Annotated in this window: 17 protein-coding genes and 5 pseudogenes; 12 read left to right on the forward strand and 10 right to left on the reverse strand. The window is 71.1% G+C overall.

Annotated elements, in window-relative coordinates; translation table 11 throughout:
- Positions 1 to 168 precede the first annotated feature (168 nt).
- Positions 169 to 456: pseudogene (locus AB0B01_RS28145) on the forward strand (serine hydrolase); the annotation flags it as partial.
- A gap of 104 nt (positions 457 to 560) precedes the next feature.
- On the opposite strand, the gene AB0B01_RS28150 reads toward AB0B01_RS28145, so the two are convergent.
- The 6 genes from AB0B01_RS28150 to AB0B01_RS28175 all read right to left on the reverse strand — a co-directional run bounded on the left by AB0B01_RS28150 (position 561) and on the right by AB0B01_RS28175 (position 8,152).
- On the reverse strand, positions 561 to 2,501 hold the full coding sequence (locus AB0B01_RS28150) for a hypothetical protein (RefSeq protein ID WP_361724854.1): 1,941 nt from the start codon (positions 2,499 to 2,501) through the stop codon (positions 561 to 563).
- On the reverse strand, positions 2,498 to 3,436 hold the full coding sequence (locus tag AB0B01_RS28155) for an SIR2 family protein (protein WP_361724857.1): 939 nt from the start codon (positions 3,434 to 3,436) through the stop codon (positions 2,498 to 2,500). Before AB0B01_RS28155 ends, AB0B01_RS28150 begins: the two co-directional genes overlap by 4 nt.
- A gap of 68 nt (positions 3,437 to 3,504) precedes the next feature.
- Positions 3,505 to 4,941, reverse strand: coding sequence for a hypothetical protein (locus AB0B01_RS28160; protein WP_361724860.1), 1,437 nt, complete (start codon positions 4,939 to 4,941; stop codon positions 3,505 to 3,507).
- A gap of 11 nt (positions 4,942 to 4,952) precedes the next feature.
- Positions 4,953 to 7,136, reverse strand: a complete 2,184-nt coding sequence (locus AB0B01_RS28165; protein ID WP_361724863.1) for a CHAT domain-containing protein — start codon at positions 7,134 to 7,136, stop codon at positions 4,953 to 4,955.
- Positions 7,137 to 7,333: 197 nt separating this feature from the next.
- The gene (locus AB0B01_RS28170) at positions 7,334 to 7,741 is read right to left on the reverse strand and encodes a hypothetical protein (RefSeq protein WP_361724866.1); all 408 of its coding nucleotides are present in this window, start codon (positions 7,739 to 7,741) and stop codon (positions 7,334 to 7,336) included.
- Positions 7,742 to 7,891: 150 nt separating this feature from the next.
- Positions 7,892 to 8,152: a hypothetical protein gene (locus AB0B01_RS28175; protein ID WP_361724869.1), complete on the reverse strand. Its 261-nt coding sequence runs from the start codon at positions 8,150 to 8,152 to the stop codon at positions 7,892 to 7,894.
- Positions 8,153 to 8,479: 327 nt separating this feature from the next.
- On the opposite strand from AB0B01_RS28175, the pseudogene AB0B01_RS28180 reads away from it, so the two are divergent.
- A pseudogene (locus tag AB0B01_RS28180) lies at positions 8,480 to 8,788 on the forward strand (transposase); the annotation flags it as partial.
- 464 nt (positions 8,789 to 9,252) lie between these two features.
- Here AB0B01_RS28180 and AB0B01_RS28185 read toward each other — a convergent pair.
- Positions 9,253 to 9,696: a hypothetical protein gene (locus AB0B01_RS28185; RefSeq protein WP_361724872.1), complete on the reverse strand. Its 444-nt coding sequence runs from the start codon at positions 9,694 to 9,696 to the stop codon at positions 9,253 to 9,255.
- Positions 9,697 to 10,993: 1,297 nt separating this feature from the next.
- Between AB0B01_RS28185 and AB0B01_RS28190 the strand changes: the two are divergent.
- The 6 genes and pseudogenes from AB0B01_RS28190 to AB0B01_RS28215 all read left to right on the forward strand — a co-directional run.
- A pseudogene (locus tag AB0B01_RS28190) lies at positions 10,994 to 11,275 on the forward strand (transposase); the annotation flags it as partial.
- A gap of 73 nt (positions 11,276 to 11,348) precedes the next feature.
- The gene (locus AB0B01_RS28195; protein WP_361724875.1) at positions 11,349 to 11,642 is read left to right on the forward strand and encodes a hypothetical protein; all 294 of its coding nucleotides are present in this window, start codon (positions 11,349 to 11,351) and stop codon (positions 11,640 to 11,642) included.
- A 74-nt stretch (positions 11,643 to 11,716) separates the two neighbouring features.
- Positions 11,717 to 12,100, forward strand: a pseudogene (locus AB0B01_RS28200) (transposase); the annotation flags it as partial.
- A 203-nt stretch (positions 12,101 to 12,303) separates the two neighbouring features.
- Positions 12,304 to 13,824, forward strand: a complete 1,521-nt coding sequence (locus AB0B01_RS28205; protein WP_361724878.1) for a serine hydrolase — start codon at positions 12,304 to 12,306, stop codon at positions 13,822 to 13,824.
- A gap of 673 nt (positions 13,825 to 14,497) precedes the next feature.
- Positions 14,498 to 15,886, forward strand: a complete 1,389-nt coding sequence (locus tag AB0B01_RS28210) for an MFS transporter (protein ID WP_361724881.1) — start codon at positions 14,498 to 14,500, stop codon at positions 15,884 to 15,886.
- A gap of 32 nt (positions 15,887 to 15,918) precedes the next feature.
- Positions 15,919 to 17,904 carry a helix-turn-helix domain-containing protein gene (locus tag AB0B01_RS28215; RefSeq protein WP_361724884.1) on the forward strand — a complete coding sequence of 662 codons (1,986 nt, stop codon included), beginning with the start codon at positions 15,919 to 15,921 and terminating at the stop codon, positions 17,902 to 17,904.
- Here AB0B01_RS28215 and AB0B01_RS28220 read toward each other — a convergent pair.
- Positions 17,901 to 18,806 carry an MBL fold metallo-hydrolase gene (locus tag AB0B01_RS28220; protein WP_361724886.1) on the reverse strand — a complete coding sequence of 302 codons (906 nt, stop codon included), beginning with the start codon at positions 18,804 to 18,806 and terminating at the stop codon, positions 17,901 to 17,903. The genes AB0B01_RS28215 and AB0B01_RS28220 overlap by 4 nt on opposite strands.
- Before the next feature lie 100 nt (positions 18,807 to 18,906).
- Here AB0B01_RS28220 and AB0B01_RS28225 point away from each other — a divergent pair, with 100 nt between their 5' ends.
- A complete protein-coding gene (locus tag AB0B01_RS28225; protein ID WP_361724889.1) occupies positions 18,907 to 19,905 on the forward strand; it encodes an AraC family transcriptional regulator in 999 nt (332 codons plus the stop codon).
- A 10-nt stretch (positions 19,906 to 19,915) separates the two neighbouring features.
- Here the strand turns inward: AB0B01_RS28225 and AB0B01_RS28230 are convergent, their stop codons facing one another.
- Positions 19,916 to 20,581: a DUF4360 domain-containing protein gene (locus tag AB0B01_RS28230; RefSeq protein WP_361724892.1), complete on the reverse strand. Its 666-nt coding sequence runs from the start codon at positions 20,579 to 20,581 to the stop codon at positions 19,916 to 19,918.
- Between the two features lie 196 nt (positions 20,582 to 20,777).
- On the opposite strand from AB0B01_RS28230, the gene AB0B01_RS28235 reads away from it, so the two are divergent.
- Positions 20,778 to 22,709, forward strand: a complete 1,932-nt coding sequence (locus tag AB0B01_RS28235) for a galactose oxidase-like domain-containing protein (protein WP_361724895.1) — start codon at positions 20,778 to 20,780, stop codon at positions 22,707 to 22,709.
- A gap of 30 nt (positions 22,710 to 22,739) precedes the next feature.
- Here AB0B01_RS28235 and AB0B01_RS28240 read toward each other — a convergent pair whose 3' ends face one another.
- A complete protein-coding gene (locus AB0B01_RS28240; protein ID WP_361724906.1) occupies positions 22,740 to 23,156 on the reverse strand; it encodes a MarR family transcriptional regulator in 417 nt (138 codons plus the stop codon).
- Between the two features lie 2 nt (positions 23,157 to 23,158).
- Between AB0B01_RS28240 and AB0B01_RS28245 the strand changes: the two are divergent.
- Together AB0B01_RS28245 and AB0B01_RS28250 are read left to right on the forward strand one after the other, a co-directional pair.
- Positions 23,159 to 23,896: pseudogene (locus AB0B01_RS28245) on the forward strand (EamA family transporter); the annotation flags it as partial.
- Between the two features lie 316 nt (positions 23,897 to 24,212).
- Positions 24,213 to 26,267, forward strand: a complete 2,055-nt coding sequence (locus AB0B01_RS28250; RefSeq protein ID WP_361724898.1) for an RICIN domain-containing protein — start codon at positions 24,213 to 24,215, stop codon at positions 26,265 to 26,267.
- Positions 26,268 to 26,356: the final 89 nt, after the last annotated feature.

The following is a 26,356-nucleotide window of genomic DNA, read 5'->3' on the forward strand; positions in this document are numbered from 1 at the left end:
GGTCCGGAAGCAACGGCTCGATCCGCGCCCACTGCGCATCAGTCAACGGCACACCCGGACCAACGACCAACTGATCCAAACGAAACTGCCTAGGCTGGTGATGTTGTCCTGGGTCTTCGTACGACAGGAGGGCAGGCCGTGAGACCAACCCTCATCCGGCTGCGCCGGGTCTGCGTCGCCGCCGCGACCAAGACGTTCACGGTCACCGCCCTCCTGCCGCTGGTCGACCAGGGGAAGATGAGCCTGGACGACACGATCGGCACGGACGTCAGCGGCGTTCCGAACGGGGACCGTATCAACCTGCGGCAACTGGCCGGTATGCGCAGCGGCTGCCACACGCTCTTCCCGACCGGGACGGAGTTCCCCGAGCCACACGCACACGGCTACACCGCCCAGACGACGTCCGGCAAGGTCGAGGACTCGACGGGCATGAACCCGTCCTGGGGCTGGGCAGCGCGTTCTTCGGCCAGGCGGTCACCGACGTCGTGACCCCCGACCACGTGTACCCCGGCCGCAAGCCCCTCGTCCCCAAGAGCAGTTGAGGGCCGCGCCGACGTGCGTCAGATCAGCACGACGGCACGGTTGTACGCCACGAGGCCGATCCCCGTGCACAGGCAGACCAGCACGATCAGCCAGAACATGAAGGGCAGGGCGACCTGGGCAAGGACCGGGGCGAGGACCACCGCCGGGACCACGGCCAGGATGAAGTTGAGCGGCCAGCCAGAAGAACGCTCGAACCAGCCGTAGCCCTGGAGGTACGGTTCGAAGGGGGCGTTCAGCAGGGTGTGCCATGGTCGCCAGCTGGAGTACAGCTGATCGCTGACGCCTTCGGCGAAGTAGACCAGGGCCCAGACGAGCGCGACCCAGCCGAGGGCGAGGACGAGGAAGCCCCGCCCGGGCACCTCGATGTCGGTGACGGCCAGCAGGAAGGCGTGGGCGCCGAACACGAGGGCGACGACGGTGGCGGCACTGAGCAGGACATAACCCACGACGGCGAGCAGGGCCCGGCGCCAGGACGGGGTCTCGACGGAGTAGGGCTGACCGAGGGCGCGCCCGGCCTCCAGGCGGAGTTTCCAGTCCTCGGCCTGCCGCAGTTCCTCCAACCGGCTGCGAGCGCTGTGGGAAAGGGTGTCCTCCCTCAGCACTTTCGACTGCATCAGCACTTCACCCAGTTCCCGGACGACCTCGCGCCGCGTCTCCCCGTCCAGGGAGACGAGCCCGGCACTCGCGCGGTCGAGCGACGCCCTGGCCGTCCAGCGCAGCCCCTGGACCGGCTCGGCCAACTGCGCGAGATCCCGCTCCCCCCGGGACCGCTTCCGGTCCCGCCAGTCCAACAGGATGGGGCCCAGCAGGTCGTGGAACAGCTCGTACTTGGTTGTCGTGCCGCACACCACGCGTCGCAGGATGAGGACCCCGCCGACGCAGAGCGCTTCGAGCGTCTCGTGCAACAGGTGACGGAGCCGGAGGCTCTCGAACGGCTGTTCATCGTCGTCCAGGCCGAACATCCTGCGGGCCTGCGGGGTGAAATCTCGGGTCGTCACCAGCCCGGAAAGATCGTCCAGGCCGAGCAGTACCTTGGCTCCGGTCGGTGTGACCAGGTAGCGGATGATCGCGTAGAGGATCTCCAGATGGTCGGACGGCATCGAATCGTCCAGCTTGCCGCGCACATAGGACCGCAGGACTCCGGCCGCCCGGCCTTCCTGTTCATAGGTGGCACGGGTGAGCGTCCGGTCGGGCCGGTCGCTGTCGAGCTCCCACAGGTGCCGGCAGACCACTTGGAAGTAGCCGGGCTCGGCGTAGCCCTTCGTCCCGCTCGGCCCCTCCGTGCCCAGGTCCGCCACCAGCTCTTCGAACAGACCGTCCTCCGCTTCGAAGGGCGGCGCCAGGGTGTCGAGCGGGCCCCGGAACGCGTGCTGCATGCTGGTACGGCTCATGGGTCCCAGCCGCAGACCGTTCTCGATCAGCGTGGGCACCCGGCTCAGCAGTTCGTCGAGTCCGGCCAAGTAGTCCTCTCGGATTCCGACCACCACCCGGGCCCCGCCGCGCGGGTGCGTGCCGAGCACGGCCAACTCCTCCCAGACCGTGTCCAGTCCGTCCCGGTAGCGCAGCGCCTCCTCGAACTGGTCGAGGATCAGCACAGGGCAGCTGCCGGTCTCGGCACCGTAGCACCGCAGCTGGTCGCACCACGCTCCCGTGCGCTCCGCGGACCTGAAGTCCTCGGCTATCAACGAGCTCAGCTGCTCCGCCACCGGAGGCCGCCACGTGTCGACGTACACGAGGGTGAAGCCCCCGGCTGTGTCGAGGGCCGGACCCAGCCCGGCCTGGAGCAGCGAGGACTTTCCGACGCCGCTCGGCGCGTACACCAGCGTGAGGGGGGTCGAGTAGACCATGTTGTACAGCACCTCGGCCTCGCGCTTCCGGCCGAAGAACAGGTGTCGGTCGTGCTCGGTGAAAGGCCGCAGGCCCACGTAGGGGTTGTCGGCCGTCCCAGGGGTGGTCATGCCGCCGCTCCGATCGCCTCGTGCAGGTTGACAACGAACTCGGCGAGGTCCATGTCGAACAACTCGACGTCCCGCTTGTCCCAGAACCTCTGCTCGACGACGGAGACCGATCTGCGGACTCCCCAGGAACGCGGCACGTCATAGGGTCTGGGCTGGCGCTGGCCGAGCTGGTACAGGATCACGCGCATGTTCCAGTCGGCCATGGAGTACCCGAGGAAGAGGATGCGCCGCTTGTCGAGGATGTGCGTCGCGATGGCGCTGGGCGGCACGGTGTTGTACGTCAGCGAGGCGACGAAGCGAATGTAGTCGCCTTCGGTCACCACCACCGTGTCGACGTCATCGCCGAGTCCTTCGCAGAAGCCGCCGTGCAGTTTGTAGATCAGGGTCGTACCCGCGTAATCGTCGAGTACCAGGTCCTTGCCCTGCATCGCCCGGAAGCCGGCGCCGCCGCTCTTGCGCACCAGCAGCGTGTGCGTGGTCCAGGGCATCGTGTCCTGGATGACCACGGTGTACCTGCGCCCGGCCAGTTCGAGCGCCTTCTCCAGCTGGCAGTCGTAGTTCGTGGTGATGACCACGAAGGGCCGCTCGGCGGGCGGTTCGATGGCTGCCACCAGTTCGGCTGTGGGTGCCGGGGGCAGTCCTTGCTGCTCCTCGTAGAACACGCGGCGGAAGCAGCGGCAGATGTCCCCGTGGCTGGCCACGCATTCCTCGTAGTACTGCGCCACCTGGGTGAGCGGATCGCTGACCTCGCCCGGATAGCCCTCGAAGACGTCGATCAGCCGTTGGGCGAGCATCTGGCCACCGGGCAGCCTTCGAGGCTCGTCCTCGGGCACTCCCGCATAGGAGGCGGCCGCGCCGAGGAAGGGAACGGCACGCCCTGCGACGAGTTCGCCGGCGATCAGTCCGTAGGGGGGTGCATGGCCGACGGTGGTCATCGTGTTGCCTCCTGCCTCCTGCTTCCTGCCTCCTGCTTCCTGTTTTCGCACCGGCCCGTGCGCAGATTTCAGCGGTCCATGCCGTCCATGGCGGCCATGCCGTCCGGGCCGGCAACGAGGAAGACGTCGGACAGCGGTGCGGTGCCCCGGCCGGCGCGGACCAGCAGGTCGTACGTCCCGGCGGGCAGCACGCCGAGGTCGAACCGCCGACGCTCCCGGGGGACCGTGACGGCGCGGTCGACCACCGGCCGGCCGGTCGACCGGTCGGTCACCGAGAGGCGGGCGGGGACCTCGGACAGTTCGCTCCCGCTGAGGGCGCTGTTGGCGCCGATCTCACAGACGACGGGTTCGTCGGCGAGATAGAGGTCGTCACCGAGATGGCTGAACCAGACGGTCATGCCGTCCCGCAGGTCGCCGACGCGTATGTCGTGGAGGGACTGGAGGATGCCCTGCAGGTGGTCGAGCATCGCGGCCTGCTTCTGCAGGCTCCCGTGCTTCTGCGGGACGAACGTGCGGGCGTCCTCGGTGCCGGAGAGAGCGGCGGAGAGCTTGGGCACGGTTCCGTCACCTCCTTCGTCCGAGTCCCCGCGCGTCATCAGGGTCTCGACCTTGTGGTCGGCCAGCCGGGCCGACTGCCTGGTGGGCTGGTCCATGCCGACGATGGGGTGGTAGACCACCGGGTTGGACCCCCAGGCGGAGTCCTGCCGGTTCGCGGTGGCCGCAGCCTCCATCTCCCCCGCGAAGTCGGTGAGATGGCTGCTCCACTGCGGCCGCCAGCCGGGCAGCCCCGCCATCGCCGGGGTGGTGGCCGGGCCGTCCTCCCCGTACACGCACTTGTAGGCCGGAACGAGCTGGTGCAAGCCGGTGAACGAGCGCAGGAGGCGGGTGAGGTCCTGTTCGAAAGGGCCGATCCGCTTGTGGAAGCCGTTGCACAGGAACTCGACGGCATTGAGCGAGCCGTAGAAAGGGGTGGCGAAGGTCACGACGGCCCGGGTGTCCTTCCAGCCGCCCAGTGCCTCGACGAAGTACCGCGCCACCAGCCCGCCCATCGAGTGTCCGATCAGGACGAGTTGGGCGCCGGCGTTGCCGCTCGCCTCGCGCCAGTTCCGCAGCCAGGTGCTGCTCTGTTCTGCGAGCCTGCGTGCGGCCGCCCGGTTGTCGCGCCGCCAGTCGTACGGGAACGGGAAGTAGTTCTGGCCTTCCGCCAGGTCGAACCGCGCCCGCAGGAAGGTCTCGATCTCCGTGTACCCGTCGATCTTCCAGAGGCCGGGCAGGGTATGGAGGTCGGGCACCAGCCGCTCCGCGACGACGCCGTCGCCGAGATCGTCCACGTGCCAGTCGTCCTCCCCGAGTTCGAGCAACTCCACCGAGTGGCCGAGGCTCGCCAGTGCACCCCATGCCGCCGAAGGCGAGGGCGCCCATACGTCCTTGCCGTTCCTGCTCAGTACGCTCCCGGTGATTCCGGGGAGCAGTACGACGATGTCGGCCATCGGGATCCTGGCCATGAGCAGACCTCCTAGCTGCCCCCCGTAGTGCCGGACGAGTCATGGCGGACGAGCACGTCCGAAGCGTCCCCGTAGTGCTGATAGGCGGCCCAGGAACTCCAGCGCTTCGGGTTCGGCGCGATGTCCGGCGGCACCCGTCCCGCGGCGTACTGCTCGTAGAGCCCCTTGCGCGCCCTGCGGACGCCACCGCCCACCGTCGGCGCCGGCTCGCCGGGGCCGCCCTCGAACACGTACGTGTAGAACTGCTCGGCGAAGGAGATCGCCTGTTTGTCAGGGATCCGCCACGCTGCCCCGATGTAGTGCCCGACACCTAGGCGAAGGAACTCGTCGGCGAGGCTCGGTACCAGCGCGGCCTGCGGGTTCCCCCACGGACTCCGGTCCGCCGCGCCGGACGGTTGGGCCTGCCGTCCGAGACCGGTGGCGCTGCCGAGCAGGGCCGAGTAGCAGGCATTGGCCACCACGATCAAGGGCGGCCGTTCGAGCAGTGCAAGCTCCTGAGCGGTCAGCAGACCATCGGCGAACACCCAGCCCGAGCGCCGTCCCGTGCCGGAGAAGTCGAAGTCGCTGTGGCCGCAGTAGTGCACGATGTGGTGGCGCCCGGACAGCAGGGCCCGCAGCACGTCCAGACGCCTCGCCGGGTCGACGCCCGGCTCCCGGGAGTTCGCCGCGCCCACGAAGAGACTGACCTCGACCCCCAGGTTCTTCAGCCGGGCGGCGACCGCGAGCGCCTCGCTGCGGGCTTCCTCCAGCTGGAACCCCTTCTCCGGGTCGCCCGGGTCACCGATCACCAGGGCGCGCAGCGGCGCGTCGCCCAGCGCATCGGTCATCACGCGCGCATAGGGGGTGCGCAGTTGCCGGGACAGCTGGGTCCGGATGGCCAGGGGATCGTGTCTCCCACCGTCGGCATGCTGGATCTCGGCGAGGAACTCCCAAGGCACGGAGGCCGTGTCCCGGTCCAGTTCCAGCAGCACCCTCGCATCGTCGGTGAGCAGCCGCTGGAAGTCCGGAGGTACGACGACCCGGGACAGCAGGTCGGGGAGTTCGCGTGCGTCCTCGACGCTGGGTTCCGTCAGCCGGTTGACCAGCTCTCGCAGCAGGTCCATGTCCACGGGCACGAGCCGTTCCGGGACGGTGGCCCGCCCGGTCAGCGCCGCCCAGCGCAGTCCGCCGACTCCCGACAGGACGGACATCCGGACCTGTGCGGAGTCGTCGTACTCCCCCACGGATCCGCCGACCGCCAACGACAGGTCGGTGCGGTCCACCGTGGCCAGGTGGGCCAGCTGCTCGCGGACCTTCCCCTGGATGTCGGGGTCGAAGCCGGCCAGCACGGTGCGCAGGGCTTCCTCCCTGCCCGGGCGGTCCGGACCCTCCGGCATTCCGTCGCGGGTGGCCGTGCCCGCCGGCCCGTCGCGGGTGGGCGTGCTCTGCGGCCCGGCCAGCCTCGCCAGCGCCGCCAGCGCGTACACCGCCGCGGAGGGCGCGGACAACCGCCCGCCGCTTTCTTCGCGCAGCCGGGGGGCGATCCGCAGCTGTGGCAGGCTTTCAGCTGCCGTGATCAGCGCGAGGTGGAGCTGCTCCGCGCGCAGCCGGTCGACCTCCACGATAAGCACCTCGGTGAGCCGGGGCGGTGGCGTCGGGGGGCTCAGCAGAGCCAGGACGCCGGCGAACCCCCTGACGAGGGCGCGGGCCGCCTGGCTCACGGCCAGATTGCCCGTGCCCGAGCCGATGAGCACGGTCGCCATGCTCTCGACATGGCCGAGCGCGACCGCTTCGCCCAGCAGCGAGGCGTACATCTGGAGGGCGCGGCGTTCCGTCAGGGTGCCCATCGGTCCCATGCCGACGACGGCCGCGGACCGCACCGGGCCCGCCTTGCAGGGGAAGTACGTGACCTCCCCCAGCTGGGCGTCGATCCAGCCGAGCTTGGTGTGCTCCTTGATGATCAGGCGAGATCCGCCGGATATGGCCTGGTCCAGTGCCAGTTCCGCGGCGGCGGGCACTACCGACTGGTAGTGCCCGGTGACGTGCAGATCGGCGGCAACCTCCGTGAGATCGCCCCACACCACCGTAATGTTGAGGGTGGAACCACCGGTGCGCGGTGCCTCGCCCGGATCCGGAGCGGGAAGCGGTGCGGGAGGGTTGGAGGCCGTCGGTACGTCCTCCAGCAGGTCAGCGATGCGCACGGCGGGAGTACTCACCACGCGCCTCCTTCGAGTCGCCCGAGCGTCTCGTTGCGGTGCGTGCACCCCTGTCCCCAACAGCAGTATCCCACTGTTTCCGGAGCCGTTCACGGGCTCCCCTCGATGAGCGACCAGCCGAGGAACCCGCACGTGAGCGCGTGCGGCGGCAGGGCGCGGGGCGGCGGCCCTCGGGGCGCGTAGTGGGCACCGGGCCGTCAGGCGCAGTTCACGGTCACCTGGGCGCTGCCGCCGTTGCTGGAGAAGCCGATCACGAACCGGCCGTTCGCCGGCTGCTGCTCGGTCCGCCCGCCCAGCGTGATGACCTGCGAGGCGTCGGCGGCAAGGGACCCGCCGGCCTGGCTGACGGTGACCCCCGCGGGCACCTGACCGATCGACCAGTTCAGGTTGCCGCCCCCGCTGTTGCGGACCGACAGGGTCTTCGGCCACTGGCCGTTCGCGCAGTACTCCTGGACGCTGGTCGGACGCAGCGTCAGCACCGTTGCAGCGGCCGGAGCAGGCGTGCTCGACTGGCTCGGCTGCGTCGGCTGCACCGTCCGGACCGGCGAGGGGCTGCTGCCGCTGCGGGCGGGCGGGTTTGCGGTGACGGGCGTGGGTGAGTCCACTTCTGTGGGAGGAGTACTCCTGGGAACGGGCGCCTGGCTGCTGCTGTCGGGGGAGGCCGAAGGGGCAGGGGCGCCGGGCGCGCCGGGCGAAGCGGCACCAGTGGGAGACGCGGCCGCCTGCGGCAGGGCGGTGGCCGGGTCGTGGCCCAACTACCGGCCCGCGATCACCCCGCCCAAGGCGACCACCATGACCCCGCCGATGATCAGCGCCATGGTCTTCGTCTTCTTCTTGGCACGCTTCTGACGCGACTTCTTCTCCGGATGCCCGGTACGGCCGCCCTGGACGATGATGCCCTGGCCGACCGGCCGGGGATCGTCCTGCTTCGGCCCGATGGCCGGGGGGGGACCCTCGCCCCCACCGACACCGCGCCCGCCTTGCACGATGATCCCGTCACCGCTGGGGCCGGTCACATGACGGTGGTCGGTACAGGTCCGCTGCCACGGACACGGCCCGCAACGACGAGACTGCCCCTTACTCAGCCGCTTCTCCGCCACGGGTCCAGCCCGGCGGCGTGACGACAACGTCCCGATCCCGTACCGGAATGTCCCGGCGACACCTCCAGGAGACGGCTCGCCCAGGTGACGACGGACGTCACGGGAAGTGCGGACACCCTCCGGTCCCGTCGTAGATCGCCAGAGCTTCCTGCGGGCACGCGTGGGCACGATCCTGGTGGCCCATCGCGTGGAGTGCCTTCCCGAGGACAACGAGAATGGTGCCCCGGCGACCACTCGCCGCCGATGCCGCGCAAGGCACGGGCCTGTTCGTTCTCGCGGGTGGAGCCGCGCGAGTCGGCGCTGGCGTATATGCGGGGTCTGATAGCGCCGTTGGAGCGGAAGAGCGGCTGGACGTTGCCGAGGAGGCCGGGCATGCAGGGTCCGGACCGGATCAACCGGCTGCTGAACCGGATCGACTGGGACGCCGAGGGGGTCTTCGACGACGTCCGTGACTACGTAGTGGAACAACTCGGTGACCCGGACGCGGTGTTGATCGCGGATGACACCGGGTTCCTGAAGAAGGGCGTTCGCTCGGCCGGCGTCCAGCGCCAACTGCGCGATCCCGCCTTCGCGCGGGCCTGACCCGCGCCGGCCTGCTGCTCACGGACCTGTGGCCACCGGTGCTCGCGGATCCACGCCGCGGCGACGGCGGCGGCGGCGGCGACTGAGTGGCGCCGTGCACGGCGTCGGCCTGCCGGTCCCGGAGCGCGGGCAGTCCTGCCCGGAGTCGACAAGCACACGGTCGTCGCGACGCACATCGCCGCGCCGCTGATGCTTGCCGGGCTCCCGGCGCGACCGGTACGTCCTGCATAACGCCGGGTCCTGACCCTGCGGGGGAAGACCCTGCTGGAGAGCGCTGCCGGTCTCGGCACCGACACGCCGGCCGGGCGCGAATTGCGGAGATGCCCGCCCTTTTCGCGTTCCTCCAGCACGAGATACTCGTCATCATGGAACGCTGGCGGGCCTACCGCTGGACGCACCACCTGGGGTGACCGGCGCCGGGCCGGGGCGCCTTCTCAGCAGAAGTCGCGGGCCGCCGCGGCGGCTCCGTCATTCCAGGCCTTGTTGTAGGTCTCGGTGTGGGGTGCGATTCCCTGCGGCGGCTTGGCCTTGCAGTTGGCCTTGATCGCCTTGTAGCCGTCGGCGTATCCCTTGGCCTTCTCCTCGTCCTTCTGCGACTGCTGGCTCTTGGCCTTGGCGCACTTGACGGTGCTCTCACCGTCGTCCACCGAGATGTGGTACTGGCCCTCCTTGCTGATGGGCACGACAAAGGCGCCGTCGGCGTCCACGATGAGGCCACTTCCGGCATTGCTCGGTCCGATGAACGAAACCTTCTGTCCCTCCTTGAACCCCTCGCCCATGAGCGAGAAGGTGGCTGCACCTGCGGCATCGGTGTTCCGCACCACCGCGCACACCGCCGTCGGGGAGACGGTGGCGGTCTCGGGAGCCCTTTCACTCATTCCGTGAGCGCCGGCGGCCGTACCGAGTGCGAGCGACGCGGCGAGCGGTGGTGTCAGAAGAGTCAGACACAGTCTGCGGTTCATAGGTCCACCCTCGGATGGGTGGGCTGACCTTCACAGCCCTGGTTCCACCATTGTCGGCGGAGCTCGTGGCCGCCGCATCACAACCAGCGTGACGGCGGACCCGGTGACCGGGCGGCGCCCGCCCGGCCGTGCGTCCGTACCGGGGCCCTCGGCGCGGCCGCGCCGTACTCCTTACGCGTACACGCCGAACACAGATGTCGTCGGCACCACGCGCCTCGACCCGAAGACGCCGGGGCGGTCCCCTGGCTGAGGTTCAAGGGTCCCGTCCGTGCCGTTCGCGCGTCTGCACCACGACGGCGTAGGCCGAGGGGGTTTCAGCATTCTGCACCGCCCTACGCCGACACATGCGCGAAGCCGTACGAACAGGGACACATCGGCACGGCTCCCGTTGCGCAACTTGCGCAGGTCCACGCGGGCCCTGCGCGGTGAGAAGGGCCCAGGGGAGAACAAGGCGATGCGCTGGGGCGACTTCTCTGTGTTCCTCACCATCTGGTCAACGCGATGCCCCAGGGCGTCCGCGCTCCTGAGTCAACGTGCGACCCCGGCCATCGCCGCCCACGCCTGCCTCACCGTCCTGCGGGCCCGTGAACTCGACACCGGGAACGCACAAACGCATCCTCCCAGCTCATACCTCTGAGCCTGCCCGAATCCGACGCCTGATCAGCCGACTCACCCGGTCCCGCCCAAGCATCGACCAACCACATCCAGCACTGGTCACACTGGCACCGCAGACGACAACACCAAGCCCGCGTCAGCCACTACAAACGACGCGGCCACACCCCACCAGAAACCAACAAACCATCACAGCAAAGACCGTTGGACCACCGCGATGTCGTGATGGTCCAGTCGATTCCGCAGGTCACGTGCACTGCGTGCTCCCCTCGAAGCGTCTGCCGTCAGTCGGCCTCGAAGCCGCGGCAGGGCCACCCGGCGACCTAATAGAGGCGCTCGCAGGCGCCCCACCCCATCAGCCGTCCGTGGCCCCAGCGATCTCCAGGGTCCTCGCTCTCGTGAAGAGCTCCACGGCTCCGGCTGATCGGGAGGTGGCCCTGGAAACGGCTCGAACCACGGCACGGTACGGCCGCCGCGGCTGCACAGGCAGGGGCCGTGCACGCATCCCTCTTGTCGCAGCACTCCGCGGTGCGGCTTACAGAACAGACGTCTCGCCCGGCCCCTGCCGAGGCCGGCAACGGCCAACCTCGATGCCCATTAGGCATACAGCTCACGCCGAAACCGCCGTTACCTGCGAAGACACCAGATCAAGCACACCATTCCCGAGCCGAAGGGCCAGCGGGCCAACCGCAAACGGCGCAGCAGCAAGGGCGGCCGGCCCACCGGCTTCGACAGCGAGATCTACAAGCGCCGCAACGAGGTCGAGCGCACGATCAACCGGCTCAAGAACTCCCGGGCCGTCGCCACCCGCTACGACAAGAGGGCCAACGTCTACCACGGCACCGTCACCACCGCAGCGACCCGGCTCTGGCTCCGCCCGTGAGATGCGCCCCGCACGTGGCTGCGCCCAGAACTCCTTAGCCACCAGCAGCGTCGTCCCATACAGTGCCGAAGGCATGACGGCACTTGCATCCTTCACCTTCGTGCGCCACATCGACGGGCTCCGCTACCACTTCGAACGCGACGGTGAGCACAACGGCCGCCCCGCCTACCGCCGAACGGACGGGAAGGTGTGGTGTGTCTGGTCGCCGACCGACGGCTGGCACTGCGAGATCGCTGACGGCCTCGTCACCGCCCATCCCCTCAACAGCCAGGCTGACGAACCCGAACCCCCTGCCACCGTCTGGCGCAGCTTCAAGAACGACCGCTCCTACCTCTACGACCTGCGGACCCTCGACCCCGAAGCGTGATCCGCCGGACAGTGTCTAGTAGTGCTTTGTCAGCCGGTCTTGTCGCGTCGGGTGTCTGGTAGTTCGCTGGCTGTATGAGGGCTGGGGAGCTTGCCGCGGTGCGGGTGCGGTTGGAGGAGTTCGCTGCCGAGGTGTTCGAGCCGTTGGTGCGGCGGGACTGGCTGGAGAAGGGTCAGCTGTATATGCGCGGGCTGCTGCTGGACGGTCGGCGGAAGTCGATGCAGCCGATGGCCGAGCGGCTCGGGGTGGACCATCAGCGGTTGCAGCAGTTCATGACGTCCTCGACCTGGCCTGTCGCCGACGTGCGGGCCCGGCTGGCCTGGCGGGCGGTGCGGGGGGTGCGGCCGCAGGTGTGGGTGGTTGACGACACCGGTTTCCCCAAGGACGGCAAGGCCTCGCCCGGGGTGGCCCGCCAGTACTCCGGCACGTTGGGCAAGGTCGGCAACTGCCAGATCGGACCACCATCGCTGCCACACCGCACCGGGCGGACACCCGCCCGTCAGCCGCGTGAACAACGCTGCGGGTCAATACACCTAGGGCCTGCCTTCCGGATCAGGACGCAGTCCACCACGCCGGCGGGGCCGCGAGCGCGGCCCGCCGCCGTTTTCCGTGCCCCGGCTCTCCCCGGGCGCCCGACGCGGAACCGGCGTTCAATGAACGTATGCGACGCAACAGCAAGCGCAGGGGGCTGACCACGGCCGCCGGGCTCGCCCTGGCCGCCGCGACCGTCGCCGCCGCACCGTCGCCGAGCCCCGGCGGCTTCGACGTGGCGAGGGCCCTGGACGCGCTGGACTCGCGGGTGCAGGACGGCATGCGGCGCACCGGGGTGCCCGGCGTCTCCGTGGCCGTGGTCCACGACGACAAGGTCGTCTACCTCAAGGGCTTCGGCGTCCGCAGCACCGACGCCCCGGGCGACAAGGTCGGCCCGGACACCGTCTTTCAGCTCGCGTCGGTCTCCAAGCCGGTGGCCTCCACCGTGCTGGCACAAGCCCTCGGCGCCGACGGCTTCGACGACCCGCTCAAGGGCATCACCCTCAAGGACCCCTGGGTCAGCTCGCACGTCACCGCGGCCGACCTGCTCTCGCACCGCTCCGGCCTGCCCGACCACTCGGGCGACCTCCTTGAGGACCTGGGATACGACCAGGCGTACATCCTGTCGCACCTGCGCTACGAGCCCCTCAGCCCGTTCCGCACCAGCTACGCGTACACCAACTTCGGCTTCACCGCGGCCGCCGAGGCCGTCGCCAAGGCCAAGGGCGTGCCCTGGGACAAGCTCTCCGAGGACCTGCTGTACAAGCCCGCCGGGATGACGCACACCAGCTCCCGTTTCAGCGACTACGAGAAGGCGGCCGACCGCGCCCTGACCCACGTCAAGACCGACGACGGCACCTGGAAGCCGCGCTACGTCCGTGACGCCGACGCGCAGACCGCGGCCGGCGGCGTCAGCTCCAACGCCCGGGACATGGCCCGCTGGCTACGCCTCCAGCTGGGCGGCGGAAAGATCGACGGCAAGCAGGTCATCAACAGCGCCGGCCTGGCCGAGACCCACCTCCCGCACAGCATCAGCCAGCCGGCCGCCGAACCGAACACCCAGCCCGGCTTCTACGGCCTGGGCTGGAACGTGCGCTACGACGACCACGGCCGCCTGCGCCTGAGCCACGCCGGCGCCTTCGCACTTGGCGCCAACACCAACGTCACGCTGGTCCCCGCCGAGAAGCTCGCCATCGTGGTGCTCACCAACGGCGCCCCCACGGGTCTCCCCGACACCGTCGCCCTCGACTTCTTCGACACCGCCGAGTTCGGCAAGCCCAGCCGGGACTGGCTGCCCGTCGTGGCCGAGGCCTACAAGCAGCAGCTCGGCGAGGGCCGCTCGAAGACGGACTTCGCCAAGCCGCCCGCGGACGCGAAGCCGGCCCGCGCGGACAGCGCGTACACCGGCACGTACACCAACCCGTTCTACGGGCGGGCCACCGTCACGGCCGGCCCGGGCGGCGGGCTGGTGCTGCACCTGGGACCGAAGCCGATGGACTTCCCCCTCACCCACTACGACGGGGACACCTTCAGCTTCGAGACCGTCGGCGAGAACGCCATCGGCCGCACCGGGGTGACCTTCACCGACGGCAGGATGCGGGTGGAGTACCTGGACGCCAACGGCCTCGGCACCTTCGAGAAGGGCGGCTAGGGCGCTTCCTCGGATCACCCTGGCTGACCAGATGAAGATGGCGGCGAGGTGGAGTCCGGCGAGGTAGCAGGTGGCGGTCTTGTCGTAGCGGGTGGCCCAGGCCACGCCACTGCTGACCTGGGTCAACGCCACGACCTCGCTGGCCTTGGCAGTTCTCAACACCTGCTGGGGGCTGCGAGCGCGACCCTGTTCCTGCAGCTGGCCTGTGCCGCAGCGGCGGGCACCACCCAGCGGTCCATCCGGCAGATCGTCATCGAGTACCACATGCAAGCTCGGATGCAAGCCCTGAGCACCTGTTTGACTTCCGGGGCCCGGCCGTTGGGGGCGCTGCCGGCCGGCGGCCTGGGCACCTGGGCCGGCGGACGGCCCGCGCTCGTCGTCGGTGCCTGTCTGCTCGTCGTACCGCTCGTGGTCCTGGCGCTCTCGCCGTTGCGCGCCCTGCGGCACATGCCCGACCCTCCGCCCGAGCCGGATGACCCGAACGGCCCTGCTGGACGACCCGGGCCGGCGTCCTTCGCGGCCGTACCCGCCCCAGGGCCGACGCCGACCGGGTGGTGATGGCGAACACAGGATGCCGCCCGATTGTGATGGCCCGCCACATATGCCGTTGACCTGGGGACTTCTACGTTGTGGCGACACGGAACGTCCCCGAGGTCCCCTGGAAGTGGTGCACATGGTCTCCCCCGCAACGGCTAGAACCACCCCGTCAGGCATTCGGAGGATCGTCGCCGCCAGTCTGATCGGGACCACCATCGAGTGGTACGACTTCTTCCTCTACGGCACCGCCGCGGCGCTGGTGTTCAACAAGCTGTTCTTTCCGACCGGCGATCCGCTGACCGGTACCCTCATCGCCTTCATCACGTACGCCATCGGGTTCCTCGCCCGGCCGTTGGGCGGGGTGGTGTTCGGGCACTTCGGTGACAAGGTCGGGCGCAAGAAGCTGCTCGTGGTCAGTCTCGTCATGATGGGCGGGGCGACCTTCGCCATGGGACTGCTGCCGACCTACGCCGTCATGGGTGTCGGTGCGCCCGTCCTGCTCACCGTGCTGCGGCTCGTGCAGGGCTTCGCGCTGGGCGGGGAGTGGGGCGGGGCCGTGCTCATCGTGTCCGAGCACGGGGGCGACCGGCACCGCGGGTTCTGGGCCTCGTGGCCGCAGTCGGGGGCTCCCGGCGGGAACCTGTTGGCCACCGGAGTGCTCGCGCTGCTCGCCGCCGTGCAGTCGGACGCCGCGTTCCTGGCGTGGGGCTGGCGGATCCCGTTCCTGCTGTCCGGGGTGCTCGTGGTCGTCGGTCTGTGGATCAGGCTCTCCGTGTCGGAGTCCCCCGTCTTCCTCGCCGCGCAGACCAAGGCCCGCGCCGAGGCGGCCCGCGGGGTGCGGGAGAAGGCGCCCGTCGTGCAGGTGCTGCGCAGGAACCGAGCGCAGGTGCTGACCGCCATGGGGACCCGCTTCGGCGAGAACATCTCGTACTACGTCCTCACCTCCTTCCTCCTCGTCTACGTCACCGCCCACCTGGGCCTGCCCAAAAGCACCGCGCTGAACGCCGTACTGATCGGCTCGGCAGTCCACTTCGTCGCCATCCCGGCCTGGGGCGCGCTGTCGGACCGGATCGGGCGCCGCCCGGTGACGCTGATCGGCTCCGTCGGCATGGCCCTGTGGGCCTTCGGGTTCTTCGCGCTGGTCGACTCGCAGTCGTTCCCCGTCATCACCGCCGCCGTCACCGCCGGTCTGCTGCTGCACGGCGCGATGTACGGACCGCAGGCCGCCTTCATCTCCGAGATGTTCGACACCGAAGTCCGTTACTCCGGTGCCTCGATGGGCTCCCAGCTCGCCTCGATCATCGCCGGCGCGCCGGCGCCCGTCATTGCCGTGGAGCTGCTGAAGGACTACCACTCCTCCGTCCCCGTGTCGGTGTACCTGTCCGCCGCCGCCCTGGTCACCACCCTCACCGTCGTCCTCGCCCGGGAGACCCGCGGCCGCGACCTGGCCGGTACGGGACCGACCGCCTCCGCGCCCGGCCGTACGGGCCGGCTGCCCGCGGAGACCACCCCGGACCCCGCCTGATCCGGCCGGGCCCGCCACGGGAGAATGCCGCCATGACCTCGGAGCCCGAGAAGGACCCCGCATCCGGGCGGGCGGCGCACGCCCTGCGGGAACTGCTCGAACTACTGCGCAGCGGCGCGGCCGTCGAGCAGTTCACCCGGCCCGCCGCGCGGGCCCGTACGGCCGGGGCGGGGCCGGCCGAGCAGGCCCTGGTCGAGGAGGCCACGCGGGTCGCGCTGGACATCCGCGGCACGCTCGACCAGCACCGGCGGCGCGAGGCGGAGCTGACGGCCCTGTTCGACACGGCCGGCGACCTCGCGGCGCTGCGGGATCTCGACGCCGTGCTGCGGGCCATCGTGCACCGGGCCCGCATGCTGCTGGGCACGGACGTCGCGTACCTGACCCTCAACGACCCGGTAGCCGGTGACACGTTCATGCGGGTGACCGACGGCTCCGTCTCCGCCGCCTTCCAGCAGCTGCGGCTCGGGATGGGTGAGGGGCTCGGCGGGCTGGTCGCGCAGACCGCCCGCCCGTACGCCAGCGCGGACTACCGCGCCGACGACCGCTTCCGGCACACCCCGGCCATCGACCACGGGGTGCGCGAGGAGGGTCTGCGCGGCATCCTCGGGGTCCCCTTGCGGGTGGGCACCCGGGTGATCGGGGTGCTGTACGCCGCCGACCGGGCGGTCCGGGACTTCGCGCCCGACGCGGTAGCCCTGCTGTCCTCCCTCGCCGACCACGCCGCCGTCGCCATCGACAGCGCCCGGCTGCTGGAGGAGACCCGCGCCGCGCTCGTCGAGCTGGGCGCGGCCACCGAGACCGCCCGCGCCCAGAGCGAGGCGATGCGGCTCGCCGCCGAGACCCACGACCGGCTGACCCGCCTGGTCCTGCGCGGGGGCGAGGTGGGCGATGTGGCGCGGGAGGTCGCCGCCCTGCTCGGCGGCGGCCTGGCCGTCCACGACGCCGACGGCGCGGAGCTGGCCCGGGTGCCCGCAGACCCGCACTCTCCTTCCGGCCACGACCCGATCGGGCCGCCACCGGCCCGGGGCCTCGCCGCCTCGCGTTCCGACGGGCACGCCGTCCGGGTCGACGGGCTGTGGGTCTGTGCGGTCCTTGCCGGGCCGGAGCCCCTCGGCAGCCTGACCCTCGCCGGCCGGGCCGACCTCAGCGACAGCGAGCGGCGGCTCTTCGAACGGGCCGGGCTGGTGACGGCGTTGCTGCTCCTGCTGCGCCGCTCCATCGCGCAGGCCGAGGACCGGGTGCGCGGTGAACTCCTCGGGGACCTGCTGGCTCCCGAGCAGCCCGGCCGCGCCCGCGACACCGGCAGCCGGCTCCTGCGGGCGCGCAAGCTCGGCGTCGACCTCACCCGCCCGCACGCCCTCGTGGTCATGGACTGCGATCCCGGCCTGCGGTCGCGGCTGGCCACGGAGGCCGCCCGCCGGGCGCACACGCGCAACGGGCTCGCCGGGGTGCACCAGGGCCGCGTCGTGCTCCTCGCCCCCGCCGAGGCGCCCGGCACACTCGCCCGGGCGCTCGCGGCGGAGCTGGGCCGGGCCGTGGGCGGTCCGGTGACCGCCGGGTGCGCCGGCCCCGCCGCCGGCCCGGCGGAACTGCCGGGCGCGTACGACGAGGCCGTGCGCTGCCTCGAAGCCCTGCACGCACTCGGTCACACCGGCTGCGGCGCCGGCCTGCCCGACCTCGGGTTCCTCGGCCTGCTCCTCGGCGACGGGGCGGACGTGGGCGCGTACGTCGACACGGTGCTGGGGCCCGTCCTGGAGTACGACGCGCAGCGCGGCACCGAGCTGGTGCGCACCCTGGAGGCGTACTTCGCCCAGGGGACCAGCCTGACCAGGACCAAAGACGCCCTGCACGTGCACGTCAACACCGTGGTGCAGCGCCTGGACCGGATCGGCCGGATCCTGGGTGCGGACTGGAACAGCCCGGCGGGGGCGCTGGAGATCCAGTTGGCGCTACGGGTCCTGCGGGTGGCGGCGGGTCCTGCTGATGGCGGCCACCCGCCCGGCTTCACCCGGGGCTAGGGGATCCACCGTCCGGCGGTGAATCCGCCCCCGGCGCGCCGGACTTCGACCGCACCGGCTCCGGCGAAGTGCGCCGGGATCAGCAACTCGCCTTCATCGCAGGCGCGTTCCAGGATCCTGCGGCGGCTCGCGGCGGCAGCCTCGGCGTCCAGGCAGAAACAGCTGTTGCAGGAGGGTTCGAGGATCTGCACCGGGCTGTGCAGCAGGTCACCGGCGAACACCGCCCGCTCGCTGCCGGACCGCAGCCGCAGGACGGAGGAGCCGGGGGTGTGTCCCGGCGCGGACTCCAGGGTGAGGTGTTCGTCGATGCGGTGGACGCCCTCCCACAGGACGGCCTGCCCGGCCCGGTGGACGGGCGCGATGCTGTCCTCGTAGATCAACCGGTCGTCCTCCCGCAGGCCCTTCCCGTAGCCGTTGTCCGGTCCGAAGTACGCGTCGTCCGCGGCAGGGATGAGGTACTGGGCGTTGGGGAAGGCCGGGGTCCATCCCCCGTCCGCGGCGACGGTGTTCCATCCGACGTGATCGCCGTGGATGTGGGTGTTGACGACGATGTCCACCTCCTGCGGCCGGACCCCGGCCCGGGCCAGGTCGCCGAGGAAGTCGCCTTGGCGCTGGTGGAACTGAGGGGAGCCGGGCCGCTCGCGGCCATTGCCCACTCCCGTGTCGATCAGGACGGTCCGTCCGGCGCTGCGCACGATCCAGGTCTGGAGCGCGAGGACCGCGCGGTCGCTCCCGGGCTCCCAGTGGTCCGGTGCGAGCCAGGCCTCGCTGTCCTTCCACAGCTCGGCCTGTGCGTCCGGCACGAGGGTGCGGGCCGGGGCGAACGCGCCCTGCCACTCCACGACCCGGTTGATCTCGACCTCGCCGAGCAGGATGCCCTGCTTGCTCTCGTTCGTGTTCATGGCTCGACCCTAGGAGGGGCCGGCTGAGCGGCTCAATGCGCAGGGGACTCAAGGAAATACGCGGGAAGCTCATGGGCGATCCCGTGGATAGGCTGATGCGATGGATGTCGTGAGCGACGCGATCGCGGCCGTGCGGATCGGCCGGCCCTCCTCCCAGCGGGTGCGGGTCAGCGGAAGCTGGTGCAGGAGGTTCGCGCCCTACGACGGCGCGGGCTTCCACGTGGTGCTGGAGGGCAGTTGCTGGATGCTGCCGGACGGAGGCGGCGCCGCCGACGCGGTCGTGCTGGGTGCAGGTGACGCGGTGCTGCTGCCGCACGGCGCGGGGCACGTGATCGCGGACTCACCCGCCGATGCGGCGACGGTGGAGCGCGCGGCGCCCTTCGATCCGGGGCAGTTCGGTCCGCGCGCGGACGATGCGGGGGCAGTCGATCCGGGGCCCGACGCGACGCGCCCGCAGCCGGCGGGACCGCTCCGGGACCCGGCCCGGACGGGCGCCGGCGGCGGGGTGGAGCTGCTGTGCGGGAAGTACCGGCTCGACCGCAGCCGCGTCCACCCGCTCATGCGGGAGCTGCCCGAGGTGGTCCATCTGCCGAACCGGGTCGGCTCGCACCCCGAACTCCGCGCGGCCATCGACCTGCTGGGCGGTGAGCTGGGCGAGCAGCGGCCGGGCTCCTGCATGGCGGTGCCCAGCCTGCTGGACCTGCTGCTCGTCTACATGATCCGGTCCTGGATGGCGGAGGGGTCGACCGGGGCCTGGTCCGCGGTGCTGGGCGACCCGGTGGCCGCCGCCGCCCTGCGGGCACTGCACTCGGATCCCGCCGCCCCATGGACCACCGACCGGCTGGCCGCCGCGGCGGGTGTCTCCCGTCCGACCCTGGCCCGCCGGTTCACCGCCCTGGTGGGGCGCCCGCCGATGGCGTACCTCACGTGGTGGCGGCTGACCTACGCCGCCACCCTGCTGCGTGACACCCCGGACCCGCTGGCCGCCGTCGCACGACGGGTCGGCTACGGGACGCCGTACGCGTTCTCGCACGCGTTCAGCCGGGAGTTCGGCACCACGCCCGGGCGTTATCGCGCCCGGGCGACGGGGCGCCCCTGAACCGGCCGGTTCAGCGGCGGACGGTGCACTTCTTCCAGGAGAAGTGGTAGACGGTGTTGATCGTGCCGTCGGTCGAGTCGACGGCCATGTAGCTGGTCTTCGCGGGGTCCGAGTCGCCCACCTCGGCCCGCAGTTCGGTGTTGATGTTGAAGTTGCGCTGGGCGCCGCAGGGCGCGAAGACCAAGGCCTCCACCCCGGCGGTGTCGGTGACCTGCCAGTTGTCGTCGAGCGCCCCCGTGAACTTGTGGGTCCGGGATGCCGTGGCGCTCATGCCCTGGAAGTAGTAGCTGGCCTTCTGCGTGCCGATCGCGCCCTCCTCCAGTTTGGCGTAGCCGCGGTAGTCGACCTGGGCGACCGCGTAGGTGTAGCCCTGGGGGACGTGCACGTCCAGGGCGAGCTGACAGTTCTTGCGTCCTGCGACCGCGGTGCTGGCGCCGCCGGCCGAGGCCAGGTACTCGCTGTAGGTGACGGTGAAGGCGGTGTTGTCGGGGGCCACGGCGACGGTGGCGGTGCCGGGGCGGCAACCCGACCCGTTCACGGTGGCGACGTCGACGGTGACCCGCTCGGTCGGCGGCGCGGCCGTGGGGGTGGCCGTCGCCCCGGCGGAGGGGGAGAGCGTGAGGAGACTTCCGGTCACGGCTACGGCCGTCATGGCGGCGCGAAGTGTCTTGATCACCCCGTCATGGAAGCGCTCCGGAGCGTCGGCGGAGCGGCACCGGGTACGCCGTCTCACCCGCTTGGAGGGCCCGGTTCACCGCAGAAACGATTCAGCGCACCGGCCCGGGCCGCCGAATGGCCCCTCACCCCCGCCACGTACAAGAATTTTGACCTGATTCTCCTACTATGGGCGTCTCGCTGACGGAGGAGGGCTCATGCCGGGTCGGTACGTACAGCGGTCCGCCGCACTCACCCTGTGCACGGTGGCGGCCCTTCTGGGGGCCTCGGCCCTGCCGCCGCCCGCGCCCGCTTCCGCCCTCGTCCGAAGACCGGCACACCACCCCACGGACGACGGGAGCGCCGCGACCGCCGGATCCCGGGTCGCCGGGGCACCGGCATCCGCGCCGCAGGCCGAGCAGCCCCAGCAGGCCGACCAGGCCGCCGAGCCGCAGCCCGACGAAGCCGCCGTGATCGGACAGGAGCACGCCCGCGCCCACGCGCAGCGGCGGCAGGCGGTCAAGGGCTCCGAGGCGTACCCGCAGTCGACACGGACGGCGAGCCTCGGCGCCCTGCGGGCCTCGCAGCGCAAGGCCAACGCGCGCTTCAGCGCGGCCGCGTACGGCCGGTTCACGGAGTACTTCCCCTCCCCCGACTTCGGGGTCCACGCGGCGCTGCTCCCGACCGGCAAGGTGCTGCTCTTCTCCTTCGAGCGGGTGGAGGTCAATCCCACCAAGGAGACCGGTCCGACCGACCGGATCGGCCGGACCAACGCGGGCCGCGCCTACCTGTGGGACCCGTCCCGGGGCACCGGGCCGCGGGCGTTCAAGAACGTCGAGCCGCCCACCGTCCTGATGCCGGACGGGACGTACGCCCCGCGCCCCGCTCCGTTCTTCTGCGCCGGACACGCGTTCCTGCCGAACGGCATGGTCGGGGTGTTCGGCGGCAACACCGGCGGCAAGGGCGGCAGCGGCGCCAAGCTGTCCTTCGTCTTCGACCCCTGGACGGAGACGTGGTTCCGCAACCGCGACATGTCCGTCGGCCGCTGGTACCCGTCGGTGGTGACCGGGGCGGACGGGCGCCAAATCATCATGTCCGGCCAGTCCGAGCGCGGTACGGGCACCCCCACCCCCGTGGTGGAGCGCTTCCCGGCGCGGCGCCATCCCGTCCCCTGGCTCTCGTACGACATCCCGGTGGACCTCGGCGTCGAACGGCTGCGCAGTGACGCGCCGTTCCGCAACGACTATCCCCACCTGTTCTCCCTGCGCGACGGGATGATCTACGGCCTCGGGCGGGACGCCGACCAGCAGTGGCTCTTCGACCCGGTGAAGGAGACCCGGAAGGACCTGCCGCGGCGGCCGGCGGACTTCCGCGGATACGGCTCGGCGGTGCCGCTGCCGGCCGGCTTCCGCGGCCCCGACTCCGTCCTGGTCCTCGGCGGGGACCCGCGCGACCCCCACACGTACCGGCTGTCGCGGGGCCGCTGGACCACCGAGTCGCCGCGGGCCTTCGGCCGCACGCAGGACGACACGCTGATCCTGCCGGACGCCACCCTGCTGACCGTCAACGGCGCCCTGGACACGAGGGATTACGGGCACGGCCCGTTCAACCCGCGGGCCGACCTCAAGTACCGGCAGATCGAACTGCGGGACACGAAGGGCCGCTGGCGGCTCGGACCGGCCCAGCGGCTGCCGCGCGGCTACCACTCCAACGCCCTGGTGCTCCCGGACGGCCGGATCATGATCACCGGCGACGAGCTGCAGCAGATCGCCAACGACCCCGACATCAACGACGGGACGGACGGCAGCATCGAGCTGTACGAGCCCGCGTACCTCCACCGGGGCGGCCGGCCCGCGCTCGACCGGGCGCCGACGGGCACCCTCGGCTACGGCAGGGGCTTCGAGGTCACCAGTTCGACGGCGGCGCGGGTCAAGCGGGCCGTGCTGCTGGCGCCCACCACCGTCACCCATGCCGTGAACACCAGTCAGCGCCATCTGGAGCTCCCGATCACGGCGGTGCGCGGCAAGGCCGTCGGGCTGCGGACCCCGCCGAGCGCGGCCGACGCCCCGCCCGGCCACTACATGTTGTTCCTGCTCGACGGGAAGGGGATCCCGAGTACGGCCAAGTGGGTCAAGCTGGGCCCGCGTTGACCCGGGCTCCCGCCACGGCTCCGGCTCCGCTCACGGGCCGGGGGGCGGGGGCTCCATCCGGGCCAGCCAGGCAGTGAGGAGGGATTCCAACCGGGCGGCGTCCTGTGGCGACATCCCGGCGAGCAGGCTCCGCTCGTTCTCCATGTGCTCGGCGAAGGCCCGGTCGATCAGCTCCCGGCCCGCCGGGGTGAGGGCGACCACGCGTCCCCGGCCGTCCTCGGCGGAGCGACGGCGGGTGACCAGGCCGTCGCGTTCGAGCCGGTCGATCCGCTTGGTCATCGCCCCGGTCGTCACCATCGTGTGCGCCGCGAGTTCGCCCGGGGCCCGTTCGAAGGGCTCACCCGCACGGCGCAGGGCGGCCAGTACGTCGAACTCCCCTTCGCTCAGTCCGTAGCGGCGGTAGACGAGGCAGAGGCGCTCCGTCAGCAGCAGGCCGAGGCGGTGCAGCCGGGGCGGTCCTGCGGGCCCTGCCCGCGGGCCTGCTGCTCCTGGCCGTCCGGCCCGCCCTGCCGCGCGGCGCCTAGTGGTGGAGGTCCCTACTGCTGTGCGTCCTCAACATGGGCGGGTTCTTCGCGCTGGTGTACGTGGCCGCGCAGCGCCTGCCGACCAGCGCGGCCTCGACCGTCATGGCCACGGCGCCCCTGGTGATGATGTTGATCGCCTGGGCGGTCGTGGCCGAGCGGCCGATGCCGCGCCAGCCGGCCGGGGCGGGCATCGGGGTGGCGGGCGTCGGCCTGATGCTGCTCTCGGGACGCGTGGCCGTCGACGCGCTCGGCGTGCTGGCGTCCGTGGCCGCCATGGCGATGTCCTCCCTCGGCTACATCCTCGCCAAGCGCCGGAACGCGGAGGTCGACGCGGAGGTCGACGTCCTCGCGTCGACCGCATGGCAACTGCTCGGGGGTGGCCTGGTACTGCTGCCGTTCGCCGTCGCCGCAGAGGGGACGCCCGCGGCGGTCGACCGTCCGGCTCTGCTCGGATTCGGCTACGTGGGCGTCGGGGCGACCGCCCTCGCCTTCGCCGCCTGGTTCTCCGGGCTGCGCCGACTGCCGGCCGCGACGGTCGGCCTGCTCGGTCTCCTCAACCCGGTGACGGGCGTGCTGCTGGGCACCGCGCTCGCCGGGGAGGCGCTCACCGCACGGCAGTTCTGCGGGCTCCTGCTGACGCTGACGGGCATCCTCGTCGGCCGGAGGGGTCTATTCCTCACGGCTCGTGACGACGGGAATTCAGCAGGTAGTAATTAGGTGAATCCCTGACTGAATTACCGTCAACAAGGCGGTACCGGTTATTTCGATTCGGTAACGAGATCACCGAAAAGGCCTGGACCATTAAGCCACTACGCGCGTAACTGCCCTTGAATCAAAGGGAATTGACTGTTCATCAAATCAAACGCGAAGGTAACAGTCAGATATCTCAAGAGTCATTCCCGTTTGTCCGAATTCTCCACCGCGCTCATCTGGCAGGCTTCCGCGCACCCACTCCTCCGACCAAGGATTTGAGGTGCGCATGACCAGCCACCGCAGGAAGAAGCGCGAACACCGGCGCAAGCCCAGACGGTTGATACTTCTCACCGCCGCCATGGCCACGGCGGCGGTGATCGCGGGAGGCCTCGCCTACTCCGGACTGGGAGAGGACGCCCAGGCAGGGACCCCCGCACAGGCCGAAGCGGCCGCGGACACCCTCGTACCGGCCGCCGCACCGGCCCGGGACCAGGAGCCGGCCCCCATCGTGGGAGAGCCCGCCAACGACAGCGCGCGCGGCATGGTCTACGACGGTCTCAAGCCCGCCCCGAAGGGCGACCGTTGCATCGGCGTCTACCGCACGGAGGCCGGCCTCTGCACCCACGGCCCCGACGCCCCGCCGAAGGGCGTCGACATCAAGGCGGACATCGCCCCGGCCGTCAAGACGACGGCGCCGGCGGCCGACCCGGCGAAGCCCGGTGACCAGGCCGCGGTCGAAGGCAGCGGGCGTCCTCAGGACGCGCCCGCCGCCGACGCCCGGTCCGCCAAGTCCGCTCCCGCCGCCGCCCCGGCACCCGCCCAGTCGTCCGGCGGCCAGGCCGTCGCCGCCGGGCCCGCGGGCCAGACCGTCCAGTGCGACGGCGACGGCAGCACCGGCAACCGCGTGCAGGTCGTGTACGTCCACGGCCCCGACCGCGACCGGTACTCCGAGTACCTCGCCTCGTTCCGCAAGTGGGCGGCCGACGCCGACCTCATCTACTCGGCGAGCGCCCAGGAGACCGGCGGCGTCCGCCACATCCGCTACGTGACGGCCGCGGACTGCACGCCGACCGTGCTCAACATCGAGCTCCCGGCCTCCGCACTGTCCGAGTTCAGCGCGACGAACAACGCGCTCGCGGGCAAGGGACTCGACCGCCGCGACCGTAAGTACATGATCTTCGCGGACACGCAGGTCTACTGCGGCATCGGCACCTTCGCCGGTGACGAGCGGCCCGGCCAGAACAACCAGAGCAACTTCGGCCCCTCCTACGGGCGTACGGACTCGGGCTGCTGGGGCGGCCACACGGCGGCGCACGAACTCGGCCACAACCTGGGCGCGGTCAACAACAGCGCCCCCAACACCAGCCGCGGCGCGCACTGCACGGACGAGTACGACGTCATGTGCTACTCGGACACCCCGTACTACCCGCAGATGCGCTACGTGTGCAGCAACCAGGCCGCCGAGAACATCCTGGACTGCAACCACGACGACTACTTCCACACCAGCCCCAAGCCCGGCAGTTACCTGGCCACGCACTGGAACATCGCCGACAACCAGTTCCTGATGCGGGCGAAGGGCGGTGACGGGACGAACCCCGACCCGAACCCCAAGCCCACGCCGAAGCCGACCCCGTCGCCCACCAAGCAGCCCACGGGCGGCCCGGCGGTCAAGGCCGCCCAGATCCAGGCCACCTCCGTCGTGGTGAGCTGGCCCAAGGTGGACGGGGCCGCGTGGTACCAGGTCCTGCTGAACGGGAAGCACCTGACCTGGGTCCAGTCGCAGGCGCTGCGCATCTACAACCTCCAGCCCGGTACCGAGTACAAGGTCGCCGTGTCGGTCCGCGACGCCGCCGGCCGTGACAGCGGCCCCGGCAAGGCCACCTCGTTCCGTACGACGGCCGCAGGAGGCGGTACCACCACGCCCGGCACCCGCTACACCCTCGGCAACGGCAGCACCGGCATGGCCGCCGAGCTGTGGGGCGGCCGTTCCGCCGACGGCACGGTGCTCGTCGGAGCGCGGTCCAACGGCTACGCCCAGCAGCAGTGGCTGTTCGACGACGCGGGGAACGGGCTCGTCCGCATCCGGTCCGCCGTCTCGGGCAAGTGCCTGCAGACCGGCGGAGCCCCGGCCGCGGGCATGTGGATCGCCCAGCAGCCGTGCGGCAGCAACGGCGCCCAGCAGTGGAAGGTGTCGTCCCGCGGTGGCGCGTTCACCGTCACCGACCCGAGCGGCGGCTTCGCCCTGACCGTGAGCAACCGCCCGTACTACGGGGACTGGCTGCTCGACCTGCAGCGCGCCGACGGCCGGCCGACGCAGGCGTGGACGGTCCAGAAGGTCTGATCCGCCGCCGGGGGGGGGGGGGCCCCCCCCCCCCCCCCCCCCGGCGCCCCCCCCCCCCCCCCCCCCCCGACGTTGACCCCCAACCCCCC

Source organism: Streptomyces sp. NPDC044571 (assembly GCF_040647115.1).
GTDB lineage: Bacteria > Actinomycetota > Actinomycetes > Streptomycetales > Streptomycetaceae > Streptomyces.